Here is an 18,865-nt window from a genome sequence, read left to right as displayed (position 1 = left end):
CCTGGACATCACCTACGCTCTAATCTTAAGTAATTAGATTTAAGGGACGCAAGGCCCACAGACGGCCTCATGACACGCAGCACCGGGAGCAGCCACATGACCTCGACAGACACCGCACATGCCACCGGCTCGATCCTCGACCTCTTCCGGCTCGACGGGTCGGTCGCCGTCGTCACGGGTGCCGGCAGCGGCCTCGGAGCAGGGTTCGCGCGCGCCCTTGCCGAGGCCGGCGCGGACGTGGTGATCGCCGCGCGCCGTCGCGAGAGACTGGAAGCCGTCGCCCCCACGATCGAGGCCGCCGGCCGCCGTTGCCTCATCGTCCCCACCGATGTCACCGACCCCGAACAGTGCGACGCCCTCGCCCGGGCCACCATCGCCGAGTTCGGTCGGCTCGACATCCTGATCAACAATGCCGGCGTCACCCATTCCGCACCCGCCACGCGTGAGCGACCCGAGGATTTTCGTTCCGTACTGGACGTCAATCTGCTCGGGGCGTACTGGACGGCGCAGGCATGCGGACGCGTGATGAAGCCCGGATCGAGCATCGTCAACATCGCGAGCATGCTCGGGCTGGTCAAGTCGGTTCTCCCCCAAGCCGCCTACGCCGCAAGCAAGGCCGGTCTCGTCGGCCTCACCCGCGATCTGTCCCATCAGTGGTCGCGCCGAAAAGGAATCCGCGTGAACGCCGTCGCGCCCGGCTTCGTCGAGACCGACCTGATCTCCGAGATGTCGGCAGATACGCTCGAGGAGTTCCTGCGCGGCTGCTCGCTCGGTCGCACCGCCACGCAGCGCGAGATCGACGGCGCGGTCGTGTTCCTCGCCAGCGCTGCATCCGGCTACATCACCGGTTCGACGCTCGCCGTCGACGGTGGGACTTCCGGCCACTGAATCCGACGGCAGAGGACGACACGATGACGATCTCGAGCAAGGTGACCACACTTCGCGGCGACGGCGTCTCCCTAGTCGCCGATGTCTGGGAGCCCACATCCGAACGGAAAGGCACCGTCCTGCTGTTGCACGGCGGCGGGCAGACGAGGCACTCGTGGCAACGCACCGGAATCCGCCTCTCGGAACACGGGTGGCGCTCCTACGCGATCGACGCGCGCGGGCACGGCCACAGCGACTGGGCCGACGACGGCGACTACAGCTCCGACGCACACGCGCGTGACATCTGCGCGATCGTCGCCGACCTCGGTGAGCCTCCGGTGCTCGTGGGAGCGTCGATGGGGGGTATGGCCTCACTCGTCGCCGAAGGCGACAATCCGGGGCTCTCCCGGGCGCTGGTGCTGGTCGATATCACCCCGAAGGCCGAGCCCGAGGGATTGGCCAAGATCACCGGATTCATGCGCGCGGGGCTCGCCGGCTTCGACAGTCTGCACGACGCGCTCGACGCCGTGATCGCGTACAACCCGCACCGGAGCCGCGCGCCACGGGTGGAAGGATTGCGCAAGAACATGCGCGAACGAGACGGCCGCTGGTATTGGCATTGGGACCCGCGGATGCTGTCGCACCGGACGAACCTTCCGGATGCTGCCGCAGAACGCGAGGAGCGTGCCCGGGCCGCAGCACGCGCCGTCGGGGTTCCGACCCTGCTGATTCGTGGTGCCCAGTCCGACGTCGTCAGCATCGACGGTGCCCGCGAACTCCTGGACCTGATTCCCGGGGCACGGCACATCGACGTGGGTGGTGCCGGACACATGGTGAGCGGCGACGACAACGACGTGTTGAGCCGCGGCCTGGTCGAATTCCTCGACGAGTCCGTCCTCTCTGCGTAACCATGGGTGAAACCGGAACAGATAGCATCGATACGTCACCCGCCGGGTAAACCGCCCGGTGGACCGCACGAAACCGAAAGTAGATGATGGCCCGACCGTCGAAGCCTCTCATCAGTCGCGCGGCCGCGGTGGCGGCCTCCATCGAGATCATCGACTCCGAGGGTCTCGATGCCTTCAGCCTGCCGCGGCTGGCGAAGCACCTCGGGGTGCGGGCGCCCTCCCTGTACTACCACTTCGCCGACAAGACGGAGATCCTTCAAGCTGTCGCGCGGCAGATCGCCGGCGCGGGTACCCTGCCACGCCGCAAGCCCGGCCCGGACTGGCCCGAGTACTTCGTGACGCTGAGCATGAATCTCCGTCAGTCCATCCTCAAGCACCGCAATGCCGCGCCGATCCTGCTCCAGTACCTTCCGCGAGACCTGCTGATCGGCACCTACGAGGACACTGCCCGATTCCTGGAGGAGTCCGGCGTGCCGGCCCGCCTGCACGTCCAGATTCTCGACGGTATGGAGCGTTTGACCCTGGGCGCAGTGCTCACCGAGGCGATGCGCAAGCCGAGCACGAAGAACACCATCTTCCCGAACGTCGACCCTCATTCGCAGCCGCTACTGGCGCGGGCTCTCGCCGAGAACCGGATGACCTCCCGGCAGTTGTTCGAGGAGATGATCCGCAGCTTCCTCCACGGCGTGGTGCGTAACGCCGAGGTAGAGGTCGCAGACAAGAGCGAACTGAGCGTGTCGGCGCACTGACCCTGCACGGCGGTCGCACGACCACCCACGACGACGGCGCCCCGCGGATCGAATCCGCGGGGCACCGTCGTCCTTGCTCCTACTGTGCCGGAGCAGGCAAGTGGACGGTCTTGATCTCGAAGAACTCCTCGAGGCCTTCGATGCCGCCTTCACGACCCATGCCGGACTGCTTGTAGCCGCCGAACGGCAGGGTGAAGTCCATCGTCGCGGTATTCACGCTGATGGTTCCGGTACGGATGCGCCGCGCAACCTCGAAGCCGTGGTCGATGTCCTCGGTGTACACCGCCCCCGACAGCCCGTACATCGAATTGTTGGCGATCGCGATGGCGTCCTCTTCGTCTTCGTAGGTGATCACCGAGATGACCGGTCCGAAAACCTCTTCCTGGGCGATCCGGGAGTCGGGGTCGACGTTGTCGAGCAGTGTCGGGGCGACGAAGAAGCCGCTGTCGAATCCTTCCGGGCGACCACCGCCGAGCACGACCTTCGCGCCGTCCTCCTTCGCGATGTCGATGTAGCCCAGGACGCGGTCCTGTTGACGCTTCGACGCGAGCGGGCCGAGGAAATTGGTCGGCTCCCACGGGTTGCCGATCGGCAGCGCGCCGTACGCGGCCTTCAGGGCCTCGAGCACCTCGTCGTGACGCTGGCGGGAGACGAGCACGCGCGAGAGGGCGATGCACGCCTGACCGGATTGCATGCAGCCCCCCATGGGGAGCGTCTGCACCACGTGGTCGATGTCGGCGTCGTCGAGGATGATCGCCGCGGACTTGCCGCCGAGTTCGAGCGAGACACGCGCGATGCGCTCGCCGGCCAGCGACATGATGCGCCGGCCCGCCGCGGTGCTGCCGGTGAAGGTGATGTGGTCGACGTCGGGGTTGGTCACGAGCGTCTCCGACACCTCGCGGTCGGCGCACAGCACGCTGACCACGCCCTCGGGAATGCGGCCCTCCGCGACCAACTCGGCGATGATGTCCGCGAACACCGACGGCGAGAGCGGTGCCTCCGGCGCGGTCTTGAGCACGACCGAGCAACCCGCGGCCAGCGCCGGGGCGAGCTTGAACGCGATCGTGCCGACCGGGCCGTTCCAGGGGATGATCGCGGCAACGACGCCCGTCGGTTCCTTCACGATGCGCGAGATACCGCCCGCTGCGCGCGGGCGCTCCTCGGTGGTCTCGAACGTGCGGGCCACCGCGGCGACCGCACGGAACAACCCGCCGACCATCTCCTGGGTCGGCCGGCTGACACTCACAGGCACGCCGACCTCGACGACCCCGATCGGGGTGAGCTCGTTCACCCGCCGTTCGAGGCGGTCGGCGATGGCGTCGACGACATCGGCGCGCTCTGCCATGGTGCGCGACGCCCACTCACCCTTGTCGAACGATTCACGCGCTGCAGCAACCGCTTTGGCGACGTCCTCGGCCGTGGCAGTGCGCACCCGCGCGACCTTCTCCTCGGTGAACGAGTCGACGACGTCGACCCATTCGCCGCCGGTCGAATCGACCCAGCGGCCGCCGATGAAAACCTGTTCGCGGTCGGCAATCGACGGGGCGGTACCCGTCGAGGCTTCGGTGGTGGTCATATGTGCAAGCTCCTTCGCTTCAGCGGATGTTGTAGCCGGCGTCGACCGGGAACGTGACACCGGTGACGTAACGAGCCTCGTCGGAGGCGAGGTAGACGATCGCGTTGCTGATGTCGACGGCCTCGATCAGTTCGACCGGCATCGGGTTCTTGTACGACTCGTCGGCGGCAACCTCGGGATGGGAGTTGACGAACTCGCCGTACTCCGCGTTCGCCACCATCGGCGTGTTCACGCCGGTCGGATGCACCGTGTTCACCCGAATGCTGTGCGGGGCGAGCTGTTTCGCGTAGATCCGCATGAGACCGACGACACCGTGCTTCGCGGCGCTGTACCCGACCTGACCGGGGAAGGTGTTCAGCCCGATACTCGTCAGGCCGGCCGCAGAACTTGTGATGATGATCGACCCGCCCTCCCCCCGTTCGACGAGGTGCGGCACCGTCACCTCGAGCACGTGCCATACACCGGTGAGCATGGTGTCGATCGCGTCGTGCCATGCTCGGCGCTGTTCCCCGGGGCCGATCACCGGCATGATGCCGGCGTTCGGCAGCACGATGTCGACCTTCCCGAACTGTGCGATGCCCGCATCGTAGGCCCGCTGGACATCCTCGATGTTGCGGACGTCGCCGATCGACGTGACGATCGAGCCTCCGGCCTCCTTGACCTGCCGCTCGGTCTCGGCGAGGTCGTCGCTGGTCGCCATCGGATAGAAGACCGTGGGGATCTGCCCGCAGATGTCCATCGCGACGACGGAGGCCCCCTCTTCGGCGAGCCGGACGGCGTGCGAGCGTCCCTGGCCTCGCGCCGCACCGGTGATGAAAGCGACCTTGCCTTCGAGTCGACCCATGAGTGTTCTCCTCGGATTGCACGCCCCGACTACGGGCGGGCAAGCGCCCGTGCGTGGGAACGTAGTGAAGTTGGGACCTCTACCTGAATGTGAGGCGCACCACAGACGGTAGTTGCCTAAACCCTTTAGGTCAACGTCGGACAAGATTCGTCACTCGTCTCACCCTGGGGGACTCAGAAGCTGGGCGCCTCGGCCCACTCGCCGACCTGATAGCAGGAATGTTCGTCCTCCTGCTCGAATGCCGCCAACCGGCACATGCGCACCGCCCCCGCGTCGTCCGGGTCGATACGAATCAGGGCGATCTGCGCCCCCGCATCGCGCAGCGCCCCGAGTGCCGCCGTGAGCAGTGCTGTCCCGAGGCCCACCCCGCGGGCGGTCTTCGTGAGCACGAGCGCCCGGACCGTCGCCGCATCCAACTCGAGGTGGGCGGACAGCGCCGGATCGAACCACACGAACCCTACCTTCGCCCCCCGGGACTCGGTTGCGAACAGCACACTGCCGGAACCCCGGCGGATCTCGTCGGTGAGGCGCTCGCGTTGCGCCGGTACGAGCGCCGCCGCGTCCAGCACCTCGTCGATCGCCCGCGACACCGCCGGATCATCGAGCGGACGCGCGTCGCCCACCGTGATGCCCTCGGGCGCCGCGACGGGGTCGAGAGGGATCGCGAACGGGCCGGACAGATGGCGGAACAACGTCCACAGCCTGCTGACCGCCCGGATGCCGAACCGTCGTGCGAGACGTTCGGACGCGGGGTGCGTGCTGTATGCCCAGCAGCGCAGCGCCACCGCACCGGTGCGCTCCCAGCCGCCGTCCGCTGTCGTGCCGAGGCCGATCTCCTCGACCAGCATCGTGGCCACCCCGCGTGACCGATAGTCCGGATGGACGACGAATTGCACGGTGCCCAGCCCTTCGCCGTCCACCTGCAAGTGCAGGTACGCCACAATCACAAGCGGCGCGTCGTCGCGCGCGCTCAGATCCTTGCGCGCCTTGATCGGCAGGTGGAAGACACGGATACCATCGCGACTCGTCGAGGTCACATCACCGGGGGGGATCCGCGAGAACCCGGCGTCCTCGTCGTACTCGGCGGCCGCCGCGACAAGAGCCGACACCTCGTCCCGATCGCTGGAATCCAGTTCCGAACACCACTGGTACGAGATCATCCTGTTCGCTCCTCATCTGCGGGCCGGTCTCCATAAATCTAATGCCAGTCGGTATAGGGCCGCAACGGCCGAAGCGCCACCCGCAACCGCTCCGGGGTTTACACTTAAACCTACTTTAGTTAGATTTAGCGTCATCGATCCGAACCACCGCCTGGAGGGCAGCCATGACAGAGGTCGGAATTCCCCGCGAGGAACGCATTCGCCGCGCACTCGACCATCTGCGCAACGACACCACCGACGAATTCGAGCACGTCACGTGGTTCGAGCCCGTCGAGTTCACCGACCCGGAGATCGCCAAGCTCGAACGCGAGCGTGTTTTCGGCCGGGTTCCGTCGATCATCGTCCACGGCTCCGAGATCCCCCGCGCGGGCGATTTCGTCACGCTCCAGTTGCCGCGGAACAATGTCATCGTCGTCCGTCAGCGCGACGGGAGCGTCAAGACCCTGGTGAACCAATGTCGTCACCGCGGCGCGATGGTCGAGAAGGAGGAGAAGGGCCGTTGCCGCCTGTTCTCCTGTCCGTACCATCGCTGGTCCTACGACACCGACGGCGCGCTGCGCACCATCACCCGCGACAACACGTTCGGTGACGCCGACCGTTCCGAACGGAACCTCGTGCAACTCCCGACCGAGGAACGTCACGGATTCGTCTGGGTTGTCGACGACGCCGACGCCACCATCGATGTCGCGGACTGGCTCGGCCCCGAGATGGACTCGATCATGGGGTCGTACGGCATGGACAAGATGGTGACCACCAGAGTTCAACGCTTCGACGAGCCCGTCAACTGGAAGCTGATGCAAGACGCGTTCCTCGACGGCTACCACATCCAGTACGCTCACCCGAACACGGCCGCCAAGCACATCCATACCAACGTCATGGCCTTCGAGGACTTCGGACATCACTGCCGGTTCCTCAATCTCCGCAAGACCATCGACCGGTGGATCGAAGAGGATCCCGGCGATCGCAGCCTCGCCGAACATGTGACGGAGAGCCATCTGGTGGGTCCCAACAGCACCCTGCTCAAGCAACCCGACCATTTCCAGCTGCTCACCTTCCGCCCGCACCGGAGTGATCCGCAGCGCTGCCACATGGAGATCCGTCTCATCGCCCCGAAGCTCGAAGACAGCGGCATGACGGAGGAGCGCTGGAACCGGATCTGGGACAAGAACGTCGAGATCCTGATCGCGGTTCTCCACAACGAGGACTTCCCGATCCTGCGTGGTTCGCAGGTCGCCATGGACAGCGCGAACGCCGGCAACATGCTCCTGGGCCGCAACGAGGTTGCCAACCAGGTCTTCCGCCGCGAGATCCAGAAGCTCGTCGGCGAGAACTGACACCGAACACCACAGCGGGCGCCTGCAGGCACCCCGCACCAGGAGGATTACATGGAGAGCGATCTCTTCGAACACGACCACGAACTGTTTCGCGACTCCGTGCGGAGCTTCGTCGACAAACACGTCGTCCCGAACCTCGAGAAGTGGGACGCTGATCGGCTCATCGACCGGGAAACCTGGCTCGCTGCGGGTAGGCAAGGGCTGCTGGGCCTGAGCGTCCCTGAGCAGTACGGCGGACCCGGCGAGCTCGATTACCGCTTCCGCGTCGTGATCCAGTCCGAGATCGCACGGGTGGGCGCGTCTGCGCTGCAGTCCGGCTTCTCGACCAACGACGACATCGTCCTCAACTACCTGCTCCGCCATGCCACCGACGAGCAGAAGCAGCGGTGGCTGCCCGGATTCGTCACGGGCGAGACGATCGGCGCGATCGCGATGAGCGAACCGGCCGCCGGCAGCGACCTGCGCGGCATCACGACTACCGCGGTGCGCGAAGGCGACCATTGGGTCCTCAACGGGTCCAAGACGTTCATCACGAGCGGCATCCTGGCCGACCTCGTCATCGTCTTCGCCAAGACCGATCCTGCAGCCGGTTCGCGCGGGTTCAGCCTCTTCGTCGTCGAAGACGGAACGCCCGGGTTCTCTCGCGGCCGCAAGCTCGACAAGGTCGGTCTGCACGCCCAGGACACGGCCGAATTGTTCTTCGAGGATGTCCGCGTCCCCGCCGAGAACATCCTCGGCGAGCTGGGGCAGGGCTTCGGCTACCTCATGCAGAGCCTTCCACTCGAGCGGCTCGGTATCGGCATCGCCGCGCAGGTGTCCGCCGAGGCTGTCATGAGCTGGACACTCGACTACGTCAAGGAACGCACCGCGTTCGGCAAGCGCATCGGCGAGTTCCAGGGTATGGGTTTCACGCTCGCCGAACTGCAGACGGCCGTCGAGGTCTCGCGCGCGTACATCGACCGCTGTGTCCGCGAGTACAACAAGGGCACGCTCTCCGCGGTCGACGCGTCCAAGGCGAAGCTGTGGGCCACCGAGTTGCAGGGCCGGGTGATCGATGCCGGCCTCCAGTTCCACGGCGGCTACGGCTACATGATGGAGTACCCGGTTGCGAAGGCGTTCATCGACGCCCGGATCCAGCGGATCTACGGCGGGACCAACGAGATCATGAAGGAGATCATCCATCGTGATCTGATGAAGGCCTGAGTCCCGGCACACGAGGAAGGGGACCCGATCGAATCGGGTCCCCTTCCTCGTCTCAGCTTCGCGATTCCGGTGTGAACGTGAGCGGTAGCCGCACGCAACCACGCACCGACGTGCCGTGCATCAGCGGCGGATCACTGTCGACCAGCGCGTAGTCGGGGATTCGCCGATGTATCTCCTCCATCGCCACGGTGAGCTCGAGACGGGCAAGATGAGACCCGAGGCACCGATGCGGCCCTGCGCCGAACGACAGATGCCGGTTCGGGCCACGATCGATCACGAACGCCTCCGGATCGTCGAACTCGGCATCGTCGCGATTGGCCGAGCACAGCAGGAGCAACAGTTGATCGCCGGCCTCGATGTCGACGCCGGCGATCTCGACATCACGGGTGGCCCGTCGGCCCATGCTGACTGCCGCTTCGATGCGGAGGATCTCCTCCACTGCGTCCGGCACCAGGCTGCTGTCGTCGATGAGCGCCTGCCGTTGCACCGGGTTGTTCGCAAGGTGCACCATTGCCCACGCGAGTGAACCCTGTACCGTGTGCAGTCCTGCGATGAGCAGCAGGAAGAACATGCGGCGCAGTTCCTCGTCGGTGAGATGCCGCTCGACTCCCTCCATCCGGATCGGCGTATCGATGATCTGCGCGGTGACGCTCTCCGCATCTTCGTGCCCGGAACGCACCCGATCCACGAAGGCACCGAAGTACTCGAACACGTTCGTTGCCGCTTCTGCCCGGGCACGGGCGGACTCCTCCTCACCGGCTCCCGGTATCCCCTGGAGGGCGATATCCGTCCACTCCGTGAACTGTTCGGCATCGTCGAGAGGCCACCCCATGAGACTGAGGAAGACGCGAGTCGGCAGCGCGTGGGCGAACTCGGCAACGAATTCGCACCGGCCGGAGGCCGCGAACCCGTCGATCAGTTGGTTGACGATCTGGCGGATCCTCGGCTCGAGCTCTGTCATCCGCGCCGGACCGAACAGGGGCTGGAGCGCCTGACGATACTGCGTGTGCTCGGGCGGGTCGATCTCGACCGGGATGAACTTGCCCTGGCCGGCATCGACCAGGTTGTTCGGATAGCTGGAGAACGTCTCGGCATCGCGCAGGATGCGGAAGATGTCCGCGTAGCGTGTGACTATCCAGTGCCCTCCGTAGTGCGGGGAGTAGACGATCGGTCCGCGGGCACGGAGTTCGGCGACCTTTTCTTGGAAGACGTCGACCGGGGCGGCAAGAGTGGGGTCGTAGACGTCGAAGTCCACCATCAGATCGGCTGCGATTTCACGAGTAGTCAAAGTTGAACACCCTTCGAAAGCCGAACGGCGCGTAGATCATCCACGTGGTCGTGAGCGATCGACGCGCCGTTCGGAAGGGACGGTGATCTCGGCGGATCAGGACGTCGGAGTGAACTTGATCGGGAGCCGCAGGCACCCGCGCACCTGGGTGGCGTGCAGGACCGGCGGATCGGATTCGACCAGTTCGTAGTCGGGGATTCGCCGGTGCAGTTCTTCGAGAGCAATCGACAGCTCGAGGCGCGCAAGGTGCGAGCCCAGGCATCGGTGCGGCCCCGCACCGAACGACAGGTGACGATTGGGGGTCCGCTCGAGATCCAGCGTGTCCGGATCGTCGAACTCGTCGGCGTCGCGGTTGGCCGAACACAGCATGACGATGAGCTGGTCGCCCTCCTTGATCCGAGCTCCCCCGAGTTCGACGTCGCGTGTCGCGCGCCGACCCATGACGACCGCGGCTTCGATCCGCAGGATCTCCTCCACCGCAGTGGGAATCAGCCCGTCGTCGGCGATCAGCGCCGCGCGCTGGTCGGGGCGGTTGACCAGATGGATGATCGCCCACGCCAACGATCCCTGCACGGTGTGCAATCCCGCGATGAGCAGGAGGAAGAACATGCGGGTGAGTTCTTCGTCCGTGAGCAGACGCTTGCCGTCGGCGAGTTCGATCTCGGTGTGGATGAGAGTCGACGTGACGTCGTCGCCCGGATCGGCGCGGCGTTCGTCGACAATCTTCTGGAAGTACCCGAACATCTGTTGCGCGGCTTCGGCGCGTGCCTGCGCGGACTCTTCCTCACTCGCACCGGGCTTACCCATCAGTGCGATGTCGGTGGCCTCGGTGAACATGGGCGCGTCCTCGAGCGGCCAGTCCATCAGGGCCAGGAACACGCGCGTGGGCAGCTCGTGCGCGAATGCCGAAATGAATTCCGCCTCACCGTCACCTGCGAAGTCGTCGATGAGCTCGTTGACCACTGCGCGGATCTGCCCGGTGAGCGCCTTCATCCGATTGGGCGAGAACAGCGGTTGCAAGGCCACTCGGTAGGCGGTGTGCTCCGGCGGATCGAGTTCGAGCGGCAGGAACTTGCCGTCGCCCGCATTGACGAGATTGTTCGGATAGCTCGAGAAGGTCTCCGGGTTACGGAGCACCTCGTGGACTTCCTTGTAGCGGGTGACGATCCAGTGACCGCCGTGCGCGGTCGAATAGACGACAGGACCGCAGGCCGCCAGTTCGGCGACCTTCTCCTGAACGGTGTCCACCGGGTAGGCAAGTGTCGGATCGTAGATGTCGAAGTCGACCACAGGTGTCGACCGGTCGTCGGTAACAGTCATGCTGTCCGCCTCGTCAAGCAGATGGGTTCCGAGAGGATTCGGAAATTTCGAGAGTCAATGCTCGCTCGGGACACATCGCGACGGCCTCCTCGGCCGCCGCGACGTGCTCGGCGAGTTCGAGTGCGTCCTGGAGGATCACCGGATAACCGGAATCGTCACAGTCGACGACCTCGGGAGAACGGCCGTAGCACAGACCGTGTCCCGCACACACCGACCGATCCACGACGAGGCGGCGCGTACCGTGCTTGGTTCCCGTGTCGTGGGCAGCCATGATCGTTACTCTTCACCGGTGACCATCGGCGGAGGGTTGTTCCCGTCCTCCGGGAACATCATCGCCACACGAGACAGGGTGCCGCCGTCGGTCGTCGGCAGGGTGACGCCGGAGATGTACGCCGACTCGTCCGACACCAGGAACAACGCGGCCCGCGCATTGTCCGTCAGTGACGGCGGACGATCGAGCTTCAGCGGGATCGGCGAGACGCTCGGATCCCACGGGCCGGCGACCTCCTCGTACGACTGCCCCACCACCGGAGCACCGGCCGGCGCCAGAAAGTTCGGCGACATTCCGTGCGTCGGGGCGATCGCATTCACGCGGATCCCGTACTTGCCCAGATCCAGGCTCAGACCGCGAACCATCCCGTTCACGCCGGCCTTCGTCGCCGAATACGCTGCGATGCTGTGGTACGCCACGAACGACGCCGCCGACGAGGTCGCCAGGATGACACCGCCGCCATTGGCCCGCAACGCCGGCACCGCCGCCTTCGCCGTGTAGAACACACCCGACAGGTTCACCCCGATGACGTCCTGCCAGTCCGCGTCCGTCAGATCCTGGAATTCGACCTGCTCACCACCCGCAACGGACGGCACACCACCACGCGAGACGATCCCGGCATTGGCCCACGCGATGTCGAGCTTGCCGAACGCCGCCACCGTCGCCGCCACCGCATCGACCACCTGCTGCTCGACCCGCACATCCGCGGTGACAGCGATGGCCGAACCACCCTGCTGCTCGACCAACTCGACCGTGCCCTTCGCACGCTCCGGATCGATATCGACCACCGCGATCTTTGCGCCCTCCGACGCGAACAACTGCGACGCCTCACGCCCCAACCCGGACCCGGCACCGGTGATCAGCGCGACCTTACCTTCGAGTTTCATCAAAGCTCCTCAGTTCGAACATGTGACAGAGGGATGGCAGATGTTGGAGGAAGGCGACTTTCCGAGAGGGCCGCGTCTCCGTGTGATTCAGCTTACAGTCATGAGAAGTGATACGTCAATCGTATTTTGTTAAATGACCGAGCCGGATCGAGGTGTCGACAGGACCCGTGTGCGGGAACCGGCACCTCACCGCCGCGATGTCGCCGACGAGCACTCACTCGACGATTCGCGACGGACCGTCAGCACGCGACACTGCCGGTAGGCGACACTGCCGGTAGGCGACACCGCCGGTAGGCGACTCCTAGTACGCGATGAAGAGAATCTCGTCGCGCGAGTACTCCATTCCGGGATGCGATTCGCCGAGGTGCGACCGGGCCTTCACAACCAGGTCGTCCTCGTCCGCACCCGTGACCACCGTCCCGCACGGGCAGGTCAATCTCGTCTTCGCTCTCATAGGGGTCGGCCCTTCTGCGCCATCCGCGCGATCGGTGACATCGATGTCCGCCCTCGGCGACCGAGAGGCCGGGGGCGCGCCGGGTCTGGTGTGGTCGACGTCACAGCACGATATCTAACGTACATAGGTTACGCAAGCCGCCGGAGCCCTGGTACCGGCCGTCCGCTGTCGACAGTGCCGATCCGGACCGAATGCTCGCGTCCTCGTCGTCCGTCTCGTCAGGGCTCCGGCAATGACGGTCGCCGCGCAGCCGCGGTTTCCGGATGTACTGCGCGACCGGCTCTCGGCCCCCTCGTATATCGGGAGTTGCTCAGGCAGGCTCCGCGGTCTTCTCGACAGACGCATCCGTCCGGTGCACTGCCTCGGTTCGTCGGGGAACCAGCGACACCAGCACTGCGGCAGCCACGCCGGCGAACGCGAAGGCGTAGTAGGCCCAGTCCGCTCCGAGTGACGAGCTCATGACAATGCCGGTGAGAATCGGTCCGCAGACACCGCCCAACCGGCCCAGCCCCACCGCCAGGCCGAGCGCTGTGCCACGCGCGGCGGGCGGGTAGAAGATCCCGACAAATCCGTAGACTCCCGTCGTGGAGGACGCACAGAAGCCGATCAGCAGAACCAACCCGAACACGAGGGCCTGTGCAGGCTGCAGGGTGAGGGCGGACACTGCGAGGGCTCCACCGATGAAGCTCAGGGAAATCACCGGACGCGATCCCAACCGATCCGCGAGACCGGTGATGACCACCATGCCGAACCCGCTACCGATGTTGAAGGCGAGCAGGAACGACAACGCAGACCCGAGATCATAGCCGGAAGCCCTCAGCATCTGAGGAATCCAGGTGTTCATGCCGTACGAGACGAGAAGGCCGAAGAATGTGATGAGCGGGAACATGATCGTCGCGATTCTGTAGCCAGGTGCGAACAGAAGCTTCAGTCCCGATTCGGAACCGGCATTCGCGGTCGTCGGCTCCTCCAAGGCCAGGCCGGATTCGGCACTGTCGTCGACCGAGTACCGCTGCGTCAACGCCCGGGCCTCGTCGTGCCGGCCCTTGCTCACGAGGAAGGCGATCGATTCGGGCAGGCTTCGGTAGGCGATGACAAACAACACGACTCCGAGCAGACCGCCCACTGCGAACATCGATTCCCAGCCGAAGGCCGGAACCATGAAAATGGCGGCCACGGCAACCACGCACCCACCGATAGGAAAGCCGGTTTGGATGACACCGTTGTAGAACTGCCGACGCTCTACCTTCACGTATTCCTGGGTGAGCGCAATCAGGGTGGGGAGGGCTCCGCCGAAGCCGAGGCCGGCAAGCAGCCTGAAGAGGCCGAAGATCTCCAGAGTCGGCGCTACGGCACACAACCCCGTGAACAAGCTGAAGCTCACAATGCAGGCGAGCACGATCGGTCGTCGGCCGACGAGATCCGTGAGGTAGCCGGCCAGCATTGCGCCGGCCATCATGCCGAACAGCGACAAACTGCCGATCAACCCTGCCGAGGCGGTGGTGATCCCCCACTGCTCGATTTCCAGCAACGTCGGAAGCACCGCGCCGAACATGATGAGGTCGACACCGTCGAGGATGGTAATGGCCAAGCAGGTGAGGACCACGGATCGGGCGCCCGAAACGGTCCTCTCCTTCCCGGGACGGGAGATCTGGGACATGTTGGTTCCTTCGGATTGTGGGAGGACTGGGTTCGATGCCGGTGAACGCGCGGGTGATGGTTGTCGACGTGCGTCGACACCGGACAGAATCGTTCGATTGCACCCTCGTCGCGACTGTCGAGGGGCCGGGTTGCGGGATACCCCATGCCACCGCGGTACGTCGTACATCACACGGGCATTAATCTAATCCTTGTCGATAATGGCGACAAGTCCGGAGCGGGCAATTCGAGACTCAGCCCCACTTCCTCGGATCCTCGAACGCACGCGCCATCCACTGGTGAAAGTGCTGGTTGGCAATCTCGTTTCGCCCGAAATGGAGCGGTCCGATGTCCGTGTTCGTGACGGCCTTCTGCAGACCCGCGTTGACGACGAGGTCCTCGTCGCGAAGCACGGCCATCAGAATGTTCCAGTTCTTGTCCCACCGCGCCTTCTGCTCGTCGGTCACGGCGGGCTGCCGGGTGAGAAGACGCATCTGCATCCGAGTCCCGACGGGCGTGCCCGGAGCAGGAACGAAGTTGAGCACTTCCAGATGGTCCGGTTGTCGCAGAACCGACATGTTGGGCATCAGAAAATGTGCCACGGTGATATGCCGATCGATCGGGGCGTCCTCGGGCGCCACAGCGCGTACCGTGTCGATGCTCTTGCGGGCGGTGACCATTCGTCCGTGCCTGCCCATCGGCTCCCATGCCTGTGCATTGTTGTAGAAGTACGGCGCCACGGTCCCGGCGTGGGTCGAGGTGATGTGGTAGCCGTCGAGGAAGGCGTCCATCAACACCTTCCAGTTGATGTCCACATCGAAGTTCCGGGCGATATGGCAGTGGTACTTGTCCATCTCCATGGCGGCGAGGGACTCGTCGAACTCGCGGCCGAGCCACTCCGCGATGTCGATCGTGCGATCCCCTGCGGCGGAGTCGACGACCCAGACGAAGCCGTGCCGCTCCTCGACCGGAACCTCCAGCAAGCTCATGCAGCGACGATCGACGCTCCCGAACGTCGGCTCGTCCGCGACGGACCGCAGGCTGCCGTCGTTGCCGTACGCCCACCCGTGGTAGCGGCACGAGAAGAAGCGCTTCGAGCCCTTCTCCTCGGGAACGAGCCGGGCGCCTCGATGCCGGCAGGTATTCACGAAACCGCGAACCCCACCATCTGCCTGCCGAACGAGAACAATCTCGTTGTTTGGCAGTTGGACGGTCGCAAAGTCGTGGTTGCCGGGCAATTCGGTGCTGTGCGCGGCGATGATCGGCACATGTCCGAACAGTTCTCTGCGCTCGCGGGCCGCGAGTTCCGGGTCGGTGTAGACGCGCGGGTCGACCTCGAGGATTTCGGGCGCCATATCGGTGGTGCCGTTGTCGAGGTGCTCGAACATCGCACGGGCAAAGCCCGCCTTCGTCGCCTCGTCGTACGGCAGATCGGTGTAGACCATCGTGCTCACTCCTTTGCGGGACCACAGGGGCCCCGGTAAGACGTCGCTAAAGCTGCAAGCTCTTGATTTCGACGAATTCCTCGAGACCGAATGCCCCGCCTTCACGTCCATGGCCGGATTGCTTGAATCCGCCGAAGGGTGCTGCGCCGTTGAACTTTCCGCCGTTGACCTCGATCTGCGTGGCACGCAGTCTGCGCGCAACCGACTTCGCGCGCTCGGCGTCGCCGGACCACACAGCGCCGGCGATACCGAAGATCGTGCCGTTCGCGATCTCGACCGCCTGCTCGGGCGTGTCGTACGCGATGATCGACAGCACCGGGCCGAAGATCTCCTCCTGTGCGATCGTGCTGTCCGGGTCGACCTCCGAGAACACGGTCGGTTCGACGAAGAATCCGGTACGGGCCGGTGCGTCGACCGAGCCGGCGACGAGCTTCGCGCCCTCCTCGACGCCGGCACGGATGTAGTCGAGGACCCGCTCACGCTGGGCTGCGTTCACCATGGGTCCGAGCTTCGTGTCGCCGTCGGTGGGATCGCCGGGCGCGTATGCCACGACCGCCTTCGCGGCAAGCTCCTCCGCCTCGGCCAAGCGGGAGCGCGGTACGATCAGACGAGTCTGCGCATTGCAGGACTGTCCGCCGTTCATGTAGCAGGCGCGCACGGTGTGCGGCACGGCCTTCGCGAACTCCTCGTCGCTGAGGTCGTCGAGCAGCACAGCAGCGCTCTTTCCGCCCAATTCGACCGACACCCGCTTCACGGTCCCGGCGGCCAGTTCGAGCACTCGCTTACCGACCGAGTTCGAGCCCGTGAAGCTGACCATGTCGATGTCCGGATGAACGGCGACGGCCTCGCCGACTATCTGGCCGTACCCGTGCACCAGGTTGAATACGCCGGCGGGGATTCCGACCGCGTCGACCGCTTCTGCCAGAGCGCGGGCGGTGAACGGGGCAACCTCGCTGGCCTTGACGACCACCGTGCAGCCGGTCACGAGCGCAGCGCCGATCTTGGCGGTGATCTGGTGCAACGGGTAGTTCCAGGGTGTGATACACCCGATCACACCGACCGGCTCCCGCACGATCAGAGAATTGCGGAGCGGTTCCTCCCACGGGAAGTCCTTCGCCGCGGCCACTGCCTCCCGCAGATCGACGATGCCCAGTCCGACCTGAGCCCAGCGAGCGACCCTGCGCGGAGTGCCGACCTCCGCGACGACGATGTCGGTGATCTCATCCTGTCGCCGCTCCAGTTCGTCGGCCAGCCGCGACACGAACTCGGCCCGTGTGCTCGGCGCGGTCTGCGACCACTGCCCGAAGGCCCGCCGGGCAGCAGCCACGGCCGTATCGACATCATCGGCGGCTCCGGCGGGGACGCTCCCGATGCACTCCTCGGAAGTCGGGTCGACGACGTCGATACGCTCGGTGCTCGCGGACGCAGTCCACCTGCCGTCCACATACAAGTCCAGGGTCACGAGGGCTCTCTCTCCGTATCATCGAGTTGGTGGATCTGCCGGTGCTTCGAATCGTTCGAGTACCGGGAAAAAGTCGGACGCAACGACTCGGCGATCACGATCCGAGCAGGCTGTCGTCACTGACCGACGTGCGGGCCGAATCCAGCACTCCGGCAAGGAATCCGCGGATGGTGACCACGAACAGCTCACGCGACGACCATCGGTTGGCTTCGAGCGCGCGGGCGAGCGTCGGGTGTCTACGCTCGTCGACGTTCGGGAAAACTTCTGTGCTTCCGACCGGTTCGCGTGTGAGTTCGCTCAGCGTGGTCGCGAGTGCCAGTTTCTCCAGTCCGTCCAGAATCACGATGTGCAGACGTGCCGGAACCCCTCCGTCCTCGAGGATTCGCGCACACATTTCGTACGTTCTTGTCAGGACGTCCCGCGGAAGAAACTGCACCAGTACGATGGCCGCGTCGGGGTGGCGAAGAATCGCGTCGCGGTAATTGAGACTTAGTTCGACGAACCATTCCACCCAGTCCGTACCCGGTGAATACTCGGGCACCGTGGCCTCGGTCATCAGCTCCTTCGCCACCTCGGTCATGAGCTCACGGCGATCGGCGAAATGGTGGTACAGCGATGAGGTTTTCACCTTCAGTTGTCTGGCCACCCGCGGCAGGCTGAACGCATCGAAACCCTCGGTGTCGATGAGCTCGATGCTTGCCGCGATCGTCGCGCTCCGGCTGATCAGAGGCCTTGCCGGTCTTCCCATCACTTCCTACCCTCGATCGTCCCAGGCCTCAGTTCTACGACCTCGCCGTATCGGCTCCGATGGAAAACCAGTGGCTGCGTGGTCGAATCGGATTCGAAGTCGAGGAGGTCGGCAACCGCGACGAGGTGATCGCCACCGTCGTGTTCCGCAACCAGCGCCGCCTCGAACCACGCTGCCGCACCGTCGAGAATCGGCGCACCGCGCACGGCCGGTCGCCACCGGACTCCCTCGAATTTCGATCCACCCGATCTCGCAAAGCCGTCGCTGAGCGTGTGTTGGCCCGAGGAGAGCACGTTGACACAGAATGTCTCGGCCGTACGGATCGCCGGCCAGCTCGTCGAACGCCGGCTCGGGCACAGCAGGATCCGAGGCGGATCCAGCGACAGCGCCGAAAACGACTGACAGGTGAATCCGGCCGGTTCGTCGCCCACCATTGCCGTCACCACCGTCACACCGGAACAGAAATGTCCCAGGGCGTCGCGGAGCGCCCGAGTGTCCGTAACCTGGCCGGTGCTGCCGTCCGAACGGGTCGACATGTCTCGTCCTCTCATCCGCTCGGTGCGATGTGCACCCTGATATCGACTGCAGCACTGATCCATTCGAGGGGTGGTCTGCCGAAGCAGGCATGTGCATTCGTCGAGATGCTGTGCTCGGGGTCGGCAGGTTCGATGCGGAGGGAGCCGAACTCCCCTGTGTCCTCGAGCCGGATCT

General features: G+C 65.1%; 18 protein-coding genes. 5 read left to right on the top strand and 13 right to left on the bottom strand.

Annotated elements, in window-relative coordinates:
* Window positions 1-96: 96 nt before the first annotated feature.
* From ACM26Y_RS04085 to ACM26Y_RS04075, 3 genes are all read left to right on the top strand, one after another.
* Entirely contained in the window at window positions 97-888 is a 792-nt protein-coding gene (locus ACM26Y_RS04085; protein WP_416062719.1) for an SDR family NAD(P)-dependent oxidoreductase, read from the top strand.
* Between the two features lie 23 nt (window positions 889-911).
* Window positions 912-1,775: an alpha/beta fold hydrolase gene (locus tag ACM26Y_RS04080; RefSeq protein ID WP_416062718.1), complete on the top strand. Its 864-nt coding sequence runs from the start codon at window positions 912-914 to the stop codon at window positions 1,773-1,775.
* Between the two features lie 86 nt (window positions 1,776-1,861).
* Window positions 1,862-2,524, top strand: a complete 663-nt coding sequence (locus tag ACM26Y_RS04075) for a TetR family transcriptional regulator (RefSeq protein WP_054373124.1) — start codon at window positions 1,862-1,864, stop codon at window positions 2,522-2,524.
* Between the two features lie 79 nt (window positions 2,525-2,603).
* Here the strand turns inward: ACM26Y_RS04075 and ACM26Y_RS04070 are convergent, their stop codons facing one another.
* The 3 genes from ACM26Y_RS04070 to ACM26Y_RS04060 form a co-directional block, all read right to left on the bottom strand.
* Window positions 2,604-4,100: an aldehyde dehydrogenase gene (locus ACM26Y_RS04070; RefSeq protein ID WP_416062717.1), complete on the bottom strand. Its 1,497-nt coding sequence runs from the start codon at window positions 4,098-4,100 to the stop codon at window positions 2,604-2,606.
* Window positions 4,101-4,119: 19 nt separating this feature from the next.
* Window positions 4,120-4,944 carry a mycofactocin-coupled SDR family oxidoreductase gene (locus ACM26Y_RS04065; protein WP_416062716.1) on the bottom strand — a complete coding sequence of 275 codons (825 nt, stop codon included), beginning with the start codon at window positions 4,942-4,944 and terminating at the stop codon, window positions 4,120-4,122.
* Between the two features lie 173 nt (window positions 4,945-5,117).
* Window positions 5,118-6,104 carry a GNAT family N-acetyltransferase gene (locus tag ACM26Y_RS04060; protein WP_416062715.1) on the bottom strand — a complete coding sequence of 329 codons (987 nt, stop codon included), beginning with the start codon at window positions 6,102-6,104 and terminating at the stop codon, window positions 5,118-5,120.
* Between the two features lie 164 nt (window positions 6,105-6,268).
* Between ACM26Y_RS04060 and ACM26Y_RS04055 the strand changes: the two genes are divergently transcribed.
* The gene (locus tag ACM26Y_RS04055; protein ID WP_416062714.1) at window positions 6,269-7,438 is read left to right on the top strand and encodes an aromatic ring-hydroxylating oxygenase subunit alpha; all 1,170 of its coding nucleotides are present in this window, start codon (window positions 6,269-6,271) and stop codon (window positions 7,436-7,438) included.
* Window positions 7,439-7,489: 51 nt separating this feature from the next.
* Window positions 7,490-8,641 (top strand): acyl-CoA dehydrogenase family protein, encoded by a 1,152-nt coding sequence (locus tag ACM26Y_RS04050; RefSeq protein ID WP_003939649.1) that lies wholly within the window; start codon window positions 7,490-7,492, stop codon window positions 8,639-8,641.
* A gap of 52 nt (window positions 8,642-8,693) precedes the next feature.
* Here the strand turns inward: ACM26Y_RS04050 and ACM26Y_RS04045 are convergent, their stop codons facing one another.
* The 10 genes from ACM26Y_RS04045 to ACM26Y_RS04000 form a co-directional block, all read right to left on the bottom strand.
* Window positions 8,694-9,899 (bottom strand): cytochrome P450, encoded by a 1,206-nt coding sequence (locus tag ACM26Y_RS04045; RefSeq protein WP_371384397.1) that lies wholly within the window; start codon window positions 9,897-9,899, stop codon window positions 8,694-8,696.
* A gap of 126 nt (window positions 9,900-10,025) precedes the next feature.
* Entirely contained in the window at window positions 10,026-11,249 is a 1,224-nt protein-coding gene (locus ACM26Y_RS04040) for a cytochrome P450 (RefSeq protein WP_371384392.1), read from the bottom strand.
* A gap of 13 nt (window positions 11,250-11,262) precedes the next feature.
* Window positions 11,263-11,520 carry a ferredoxin gene (locus ACM26Y_RS04035; RefSeq protein ID WP_054373100.1) on the bottom strand — a complete coding sequence of 86 codons (258 nt, stop codon included), beginning with the start codon at window positions 11,518-11,520 and terminating at the stop codon, window positions 11,263-11,265.
* A gap of 5 nt (window positions 11,521-11,525) precedes the next feature.
* Window positions 11,526-12,407: an SDR family NAD(P)-dependent oxidoreductase gene (locus ACM26Y_RS04030; protein ID WP_003939645.1), complete on the bottom strand. Its 882-nt coding sequence runs from the start codon at window positions 12,405-12,407 to the stop codon at window positions 11,526-11,528.
* Between the two features lie 301 nt (window positions 12,408-12,708).
* A complete protein-coding gene (locus ACM26Y_RS04025) occupies window positions 12,709-12,861 on the bottom strand; it encodes a DUF1059 domain-containing protein (RefSeq protein WP_416062713.1) in 153 nt (50 codons plus the stop codon).
* 310 nt (window positions 12,862-13,171) lie between these two features.
* On the bottom strand, window positions 13,172-14,521 hold the full coding sequence (locus ACM26Y_RS04020; protein WP_416062712.1) for an MFS transporter: 1,350 nt from the start codon (window positions 14,519-14,521) through the stop codon (window positions 13,172-13,174).
* A 232-nt stretch (window positions 14,522-14,753) separates the two neighbouring features.
* Window positions 14,754-16,055 (bottom strand): aromatic ring-hydroxylating oxygenase subunit alpha, encoded by a 1,302-nt coding sequence (locus tag ACM26Y_RS04015; protein WP_416062711.1) that lies wholly within the window; start codon window positions 16,053-16,055, stop codon window positions 14,754-14,756.
* On the bottom strand, window positions 15,991-17,406 hold the full coding sequence (locus tag ACM26Y_RS04010) for an aldehyde dehydrogenase family protein (protein WP_416062710.1): 1,416 nt from the start codon (window positions 17,404-17,406) through the stop codon (window positions 15,991-15,993). The genes ACM26Y_RS04015 and ACM26Y_RS04010 overlap by 65 nt, the downstream gene beginning before the upstream one ends.
* Window positions 17,407-17,500: 94 nt before the next feature.
* On the bottom strand, window positions 17,501-18,154 hold the full coding sequence (locus tag ACM26Y_RS04005) for a TetR/AcrR family transcriptional regulator (protein ID WP_371384387.1): 654 nt from the start codon (window positions 18,152-18,154) through the stop codon (window positions 17,501-17,503).
* Entirely contained in the window at window positions 18,154-18,690 is a 537-nt protein-coding gene (locus tag ACM26Y_RS04000) for a flavin reductase family protein (protein ID WP_416062709.1), read from the bottom strand. Before ACM26Y_RS04000 ends, ACM26Y_RS04005 begins: the two co-directional genes overlap by 1 nt.
* Window positions 18,691-18,865 lie beyond the last annotated feature (175 nt).

This window comes from Rhodococcus indonesiensis (genome assembly GCF_047782815.1).
Taxonomy (GTDB): domain Bacteria; phylum Actinomycetota; class Actinomycetes; order Mycobacteriales; family Mycobacteriaceae; genus Rhodococcus; species Rhodococcus indonesiensis.
This window is presented reverse-complemented; position numbering and strand designations above follow the sequence as displayed.